The 6,496-nt window shown below is 55.5% G+C and carries 6 protein-coding genes and 1 tRNA gene; all 7 read right to left on the reverse strand.

What is annotated here, in order from left to right; genetic code table 11:
• Positions 1-740: 740 nt before the first annotated feature.
• Positions 741-1,538: a TraX family protein gene (locus ABHR76_RS09140; protein ID WP_346977462.1), complete on the reverse strand. Its 798-nt coding sequence runs from the start codon at positions 1,536-1,538 to the stop codon at positions 741-743.
• A gap of 194 nt (positions 1,539-1,732) precedes the next feature.
• Positions 1,733-1,808 (reverse strand) — tRNA-Lys (locus tag ABHR76_RS09145).
• 28 nt (positions 1,809-1,836) lie between these two features.
• Positions 1,837-3,117 carry an aminopeptidase gene (locus ABHR76_RS09150; RefSeq protein ID WP_346977464.1) on the reverse strand — a complete coding sequence of 427 codons (1,281 nt, stop codon included), beginning with the start codon at positions 3,115-3,117 and terminating at the stop codon, positions 1,837-1,839.
• Positions 3,118-3,206: 89 nt separating this feature from the next.
• Entirely contained in the window at positions 3,207-3,782 is a 576-nt protein-coding gene (locus ABHR76_RS09155) for a hypothetical protein (protein ID WP_196031406.1), read from the reverse strand.
• Positions 3,783-4,661 (reverse strand): phosphoribosylaminoimidazolesuccinocarboxamide synthase, encoded by an 879-nt coding sequence (locus ABHR76_RS09160; protein WP_055310313.1) that lies wholly within the window; start codon positions 4,659-4,661, stop codon positions 3,783-3,785.
• 118 nt (positions 4,662-4,779) lie between these two features.
• Complete coding sequence (locus tag ABHR76_RS09165; protein WP_161115615.1) at positions 4,780-6,345, reverse strand: sensor histidine kinase; 1,566 nt, start codon at positions 6,343-6,345, stop codon at positions 4,780-4,782.
• Between the two features lie 11 nt (positions 6,346-6,356).
• Positions 6,357-6,496 (reverse strand): winged helix-turn-helix domain-containing protein (locus ABHR76_RS09170; RefSeq protein WP_346977467.1); only part of this gene is annotated, 140 nt, incomplete at its 5' end.

Consider the following 6,496-nt stretch of genomic DNA (forward strand, 5'->3'; position numbering starts at 1 on the left):
AATGGTTCGATGTCTGCCCGGATGCGACACTGAAGTAAGTGTCCATCCTCGCAGTATCCGGTTCTCAAGGTGCACGCTTAGCGGCTCATCCGGTTCGACCGGGCCGCGCGGCAAGGAGATATATTGCCAGACCGGAGGGCCCCCGGGGGCGGGAATCCAGCACTCCATATTTTGTTCACAAATGAATAGAACCCTCAGTTGCTTCACTGAGGCCGTATTCGAAGCAGCAGCTTCTGATATTGGCGATGACCAGCTGGTTTATAGGTGTTAAGGCATCGGTCATCTCTGGAGCGCCACTTTACTCCAAAAGCATCAGCTATTTGTTTCCCGTCGGTAAAAGGCAGGTTTTGTTCGCCAAGCGTTCTTATATATAGAGAAGTTCGGGTTCGAACCCGTGGCGCGGCAACAAAAAAAGCGACCAACCGGAGTCGATCGCTTTCTTTTCTATGCTGGAGCATCCAGAGGGCGCTTCCGAACTCATTTTCTCGCTGCCATTCATGCTTTCGAAGCACCGTTCGACCTCCGCGGCCTCATGTTTTGAAGATCTGCCGTGTTTATCACTGTTATTAATGAGTGTGTGCAAGTGATCCTCATACAGATACGTGCGATCCGCCAGAGAACTGAGAAGCATCTTTCTGCAGCCCTCGTTGTCTATCCTCGCATCTCTCAGGTCTTCCGGAAATTCACAAGCAGTCTTAGGGCCAATTTGTTTCTGCTTTCAGAGACTTGTTTGAGAGTTATTAAAGACAGTTCAAAACAATAAGTGAGACACCATAAAGCAGAGCAAGATGTGCCGGATAGAAAATGTAGAAGAAGTATTTCAGCTTCAGCCCTCGCTTGCCATTATAAAGATTGATAAGCAGCAACGAAACGACCGCGGCAGCAACATCAGGATTAAATACATTAGCTGTAGCAAACTCAAATCCGCCGCCAACTATATGGCATGACGAAAGGAGCACTGCGCATACTGCAGCAAAGAACATCTTGGCCTTGCTGTCGTGGAATAAATAGAATGCACCCACAAGCAGAATGCCATACACGCCGCCATCTAGTTTAGTGTATTCAGCTGCCAGTGCTGTCAAAACAATCAGAGCAATTTCTGCGATGTGCCTCTTCCATTTTGAAAGACTTTGTATCTTTTCCAGAATAATCAAAAAGACCAAGGAAAGCAGGAGCTCGCACATAACATTTTGTTGCCGAAGGTCAAAGAGTTGCCCGGTTTGAACGAAATCGTATATGGGCTCCGCAATGATTGCGAAGACAAGCATATTTCGCAGGTACTTCTTTATGTCATGAGTATGCAAAAATCCCTCAACTATCAAAAAGCAAAATAAGGGAAATGCAATTCTGCCAAGAACATGAAGCACATCCGAAGCCTCGCTTAGAATCGCCCACTGCTCGTCTGATATCTGATTGTACGATGCGTGAGTCATGATTCCATTGGTCAGGACGATCCTGCTTACATGATCGAGAACCATCGAAATGGCCGCTATTATCTTTAACGTGCTGCCGCTAATTCCGTATCTATCTGTTTTCATTTCGTTTTCCTTTCTTTGGGTGGGCCGTCAGGGGTTCAGCCCGCTTCGCAGGCGGCCGCTGCGTTGCTTTCGTGCCTTGCGCGCTGCGCTGGCAAACGCTCACGCGTTTACTCAGCTCCGCGCCCCGACGGGTTCGAACCCGTGCACCGGCAACAAAAAAAGCGACCAACCGGAGTCGATCGCTTTCTTTTCTATGGTGGGCCGTCAGGGGTTCGAACCCTGGACCTTGGGATTAAAAGTCCCCTGCTCTGCCAGCTGAGCTAACGGCCCGCGGGTGGCATTGTACCACGGTCTGGGACTATTCCCAACTCCATTGGCCGTTCTGGAAAATCACAACTTCACGTCCATCAGGCGTAATTCCCGTAATATCGATGTCGTCCGTACCGATCATGAAGTCGACATGCGTGCTCGAAACGTTAACGCCATGCTCCAGGAGCTCCTCTTTGGACATGTCGTACCCGCCTTCGATGCATTCAGGGAATCCAACACCCAACGCAAGGTGACAGCTGGCGTTCTCGTCATAGAGTGTGTCATAGAACAGAACACCACTTTCGCGAATTGGCGTGTTCTTGGAAATAAGCGCGACCTCACCCAGATGAGCAGCACCTTCATCGGTGTCAATAATGCTCGCAAGTGTTGCCTTGCCCACGCGAGCGTCGTAGTCCACCACGCGGCCACCCTCGAACTTAATCCAAAAATCGTCGACCTTATTGCCGTGGTGGATGAGCGGCATGGCCGAGTACACGATACCGTCGGCGCGCATGCGATCGGGCGAAGTGAAGACTTCCTCGGTGGGAATGTTGGGGAAGAAGGGGTGCCCATCGGGCGTCTTGCCCTTGCCACCGGCCCACTCGTGACCCTTCGTCATGCCAATCGTCAGATCGGTTCCATTTGCCGAGGTGTAATGCAGCCGGTCAAAACGATTGTCGTTCAGGAAGCGCAAGTTCTTTTCGAACGCTGCGTCATGAAGCTCCCAGTCGCTCTCCGGGTCCTGGCCATCGGCACGAGCGGTGTGCAGAATCGCATTCCACAGCTTATAGATTGCAACCTCATCGGCGTCTCCCGGGAACACCTCGCGCGCCCATGCCACGACCGGAGCGCCAGCGATGCACCACGGGTTGATGTTGTAGTCCAGTCCACGGCGGAAAACTTTGCACTGCGTATTCCTCGCCTTGGATGCCGCGGCCGGCTTGGCTGGATCGATGCCCTTGAGGGCCGCAGGATCCGCACCCTCGATAAAGATAAAGCAGGCACCGTCCTGGGCCAGGGAATCCAGTTGCAGGCGCTTCCACTCGGGCGTCTGCTCAAAATAGCTTTTCTCGACATGCTCGTACGTGAGCCTCGTCACGGCATCATCGGCCCAAATGACCGTCACGTGGCCAGCGCCGGCGGCATAAGCCTCCGCAACCACCACGCGGGCAAAGGGCGCGCACTCGACCGGAGACTGAACGACAACCTCCTGGCCGGGCTTGACGTTTACGCCCTTGCGGACAACCAGGCGCGCATAGTTTTTAATCTTGGGCTCCAGGGCCTTCATGCCCTCCAGAGCTTCTTCGACCGTCAGGGCAGCTCGAATCATGTGCCACTCCATCTATCTATAGAACAGTAAAAAGGCGCGCCGCTAAAACGACGCGCCTTATATCTTAGCGATATGTATGAATACAAACGCTACTTCTTCTTGGAGTCCTTCTTGTCCTCCTCGGCAGCCGCGCGCTCGATAAGAGCGTTGAGCTTGTTCTCGGACATGCCCTCGGCCTGCGTGCGGTACATGTTGCGCAGGGGACGAATACGAACGAAGTCGTAGATAAAGTCACCCAGAATGATGACATAGGACAAAACGATGCCGACCATCTGGACGGGACTGGACACCGTGCCGCCGGGAGCGAAGTAGAGCGAAGCCCAAATTGCCACGACGAGTACCATGCCGATGGCGAGCACGGCCCACCAGATACGGCGGCGCTTGGTGTAGTCCTCATCCTGCTTAAGGAGGATATTCGACACCGTATAGATACGATCCTCGCGAGCACGCTGCTTGGCCTTGCGGGCGCGCTTCTCCTCCTTGGAAAGGCCTTCCAGGTTTTCACCCTTCTCGAGCTCTTTGCGGCGTGCCTTAGACGAAGCCGGCACGACGCGAACGGAGCTCGCTGCCTGGCGAGCGGGCTTAGCAGATGCGGCAGACTTGCGCGCAACCCCGGTAACTTCGTGCGATTGCGTGCGCTTGTTCGTGGCGCTACGGGTACTCACTTATGCGTTCTCCTTCATGCTTGTGAACTGGAAGCCCGTGATGATCTGGAAGGCCTCGCGATAGCGCTCGGACGTGCCATCGATGACCTCGGCGGGCAGGTGCGGGGTCTCCCCCGTCATATCCCAGTTGGCCTTGAGCCAATTGCGGACGAATTGCTTGTCGTAGCTAGGCTGGATCTTGCCCTCCTCGTAGCTGGCAGCAGGCCAGAAACGGCTGGAGTCGGGCGTGAGGCACTCGTCGATCAGCGTGACCTTGCCATCGATGACACCAAACTCGAACTTGGTGTCGGCAATGATGATGCCACGGGTCGCGGCGTACTCGGCAGCGGCCTTGTAGATCTTGAGGGAAAGGTCACGAATCTGCGTGGCGATGTCCTCGCCCACGATCTCGCAGCAACGCTCGAACGAGATGTTCTCGTCGTGGTCACCGATCTCGGCCTTCGTGGACGGCGTGAACAACGGCTCGGGAAGCTTGGAAGCCTCGGTCAGGCCCTCAGGCAGCTGGATGCCGCAGACGGTGCCGTTCTCGTCGTAGGTCTTCTTGCCCGAACCGGTCAGATAGCCGCGGACGATGCACTCGATAGGAATCGTCTGGGCCTTCTTAACCAGCATGGCGCGGCCAGCGAGGTAGTCACGATACTCAGCAAACTCCTCGGGGAAATCCGCCGGGTCGATGGAAACGAGATGGTTGGGGACGATGTCGGCAAACTTATCGAACCAGAATGCCGAGATGCGATTGAGCACCTCTCCCTTAAACGGAATCTCGTCGGGAAGAATGAAGTCGAACGCAGAAATGCGGTCGGTGGCGACCATCAGCAGGTTTTCACCGGCATCGTAAATATCACGAACCTTGCCACGGGAATCCGGACGACGCTCCATCGTTGTCACGTGAGTCACTCCTTACCTAAATACGACAGAAATGCGGGTTCTTTCCCGCATGTTTTCGCAAACTCGGAGCGGCAGGGACACGGCCCCTCCTTCACCGAATAGCGAAAAGCTAGTGCTCCATTGTAGTAGATGCCGCGTCCGCCATGTGCTCGCGGGGCAGATGAATTGTAAAAGTCGTACCCTTTCCAAGCTCCGACTCCACGGATATGTAGCCATGGTGACGCTCGACGATCTGCTTGGTCACGGCGAGGCCGACGCCCAGGCCGCCAGCTTCGCGGGCGCGGCTGGCATCGGCGCGCCAAAACCGCCCGAAAATGCGCGACAGATCGTCCTTGGCAATACCGATGCCGGTATCAGAAACGGCAATGCTGACGTGCCTGCGGTCACTGAGCACCGACACCACGACCCAACCGCCCTCGGGGGTGTAGCGCATGGCGTTGCTCATGAGGTTGATAACACATTGCGTGATCATGTCGGGATCGGCCTCGACGACATCGTCGTGCCCTTGGGTTTCATCTGCAAAGCGAAGACGAAGGTCACGGTCGGCAAACAGACGCTCCTGGCCGTTCACAATCGATCGCACGAACGGAACCATGTCCACCGGTTCTAGATTGAGCGGAGCCGTGCTGTTTTCCATACGCGATAGGTCGAGCATCTGCTGCACCAGACGAGCCAGGCGACGCGTCTCGGAAGCAACGGTCTCCAAATGCTCATCGTCGGTGGGATACACGCCATCCTGCATGGCCTCGACCGTTGCGAGCATGGCCATAAGCGGCGTGCGAAGCTCGTGTGCAACGTCTGAGGTCAGGCGCTTCTCGTGTTTCATATCCTTCTCGAGCGAGGTGGCCATCTCATCGAAGGTCTCACCCAGCTGATCGATCTCGTCATCACCGCGCAGCCCCGTGCGAGCCGACAGGTCGCCGTCACGGATTTGCTTTGCGGTACTGGTGATGCGATGAATCGGTTTGGTGAGCATGCGCGACACGAGCGATCCGATAACGACCGAAATGCAGATTGCAACAACCGCGGCGAGGGCCATGGCGTTAAAGGTCTTCTCCCTAAACGCAGAGTCCGCCTTGGTGAGCAGAGCGTCGGAGCCGATGGCCCACAGCTTTACCTGTCCGGCATGCTCGCCGGAAGACGTTACAATCTCGACGTTAGCAACGCTATCGGAGTCGGTTGGAGCAGACGAGACCGGGCTATGCGATGCCCTCTTGCCGCTCGTGTCGTCGGTCGTAGCCTGGTTTTCGCGTACATCGGCGGTGGCGCTTGCCGAGGGCCAGGAATCGTCATAAACGATCACACCCTTTTTATTGACGACCTGCATGCCCAGATCGTCGGAAACCAAACTCGACGTTGCGACCGTGCGCAGTTCTCCCGCGGTCCAAGAGCCGTTTTCCTCATATGAGGTCGCCAACTTCTCGGCAGCGGAATTTGCGATTTCGACGATATTGGAGCGTGTGTAATCCGAAAAGACCGTGCCCCACACAACAGAGACAACGCCCACCAGCACCAATACCGTCATGAGCGATGTCAGAGCAAAAGCAAGTGCCATGCGCGAGGGATAGCTCATCGTTGGCCGTGAATCGGAACGAGGCGTGTTCCAACTAGCCTTGGAACCCGCCTCGCTCTCCTGCTTGTGCTTTTGTCCGATTTCAAAGCGCGCAGGTGTCATATGTGATTTCCCTATTTCTCGTCCGACTTATCGGTCTTGGCCGGAGCCTCGAAGCGATAGCCGACACCATGGACGGTGTAGAGCCACTTGGGCTTCTTGGGATCATCGCCCAGCTTGGCGCGAAGATTCTTCACGTGGCTATCGATGGTGC

Origin of the sequence: Collinsella aerofaciens (assembly GCF_039752985.1) — a bacterium.
Classification (GTDB): Bacteria; Actinomycetota; Coriobacteriia; order Coriobacteriales; family Coriobacteriaceae; genus Collinsella; species Collinsella aerofaciens_BT.

Bases quoted from the DNA above. Each gene is read 5' to 3' on its own strand.
- ABHR76_RS09165 (WP_161115615.1), bottom strand. From the start codon at position 6,345: ATGACACCTGCGCGCTTTGAAATCGGACAAAAGCACAAGCAGGAGAGC.
- ABHR76_RS09150 (WP_346977464.1), bottom strand. From the start codon at position 3,117: ATGATTCGAGCTGCCCTGACGGTCGAAGAAGCTCTGGAGGGCATGAAG.
- ABHR76_RS09140 (WP_346977462.1), bottom strand. From the start codon at position 1,538: ATGAAAACAGATAGATACGGAATTAGCGGCAGCACGTTAAAGATAATA.
- ABHR76_RS09160 (WP_055310313.1), bottom strand. From the start codon at position 4,661: ATGGAGCGTCGTCCGGATTCCCGTGGCAAGGTTCGTGATATTTACGAT.